We start from the raw sequence: 233 nt of genomic DNA, 5'->3' as shown, positions 1-233 counted from the left end.
AGTTTGGTTACGATGACGACGGTGTCAGTGCCGAGCAGACTCCGAATCTTGTGGGTGCCGGCTCCGTCCTGGATATTGCGCCTACGCGCATTATCGCGAAGCGCATCATCTTATCGGGTCATCCTTACAAGGTGCACAAGAAGACGGCGACGATTCGTTTCATGTTTTTCAATGCGGATGATGTGCGCTATTTTGCCCCTATCACTCTGCGGACCAAGTACGGTCGCACGGGA

At 53.6% G+C, this 233-nt stretch carries 1 protein-coding gene; it reads left to right on the top strand.

Going from position 1 to position 233, the window contains the following annotated elements:
* The coding region (locus tag NVV99_RS26935; protein ID WP_260783350.1) for a hypothetical protein at nt 1-233 on the top strand (233 nt) is incomplete at both ends.

This window comes from Rhodococcus sp. PAE-6 (assembly GCF_025290685.1).
Lineage (GTDB): Bacteria > Actinomycetota > Actinomycetes > Mycobacteriales > Mycobacteriaceae > Rhodococcus > Rhodococcus pyridinivorans.
This window is presented reverse-complemented; position numbering and strand designations above follow the sequence as displayed.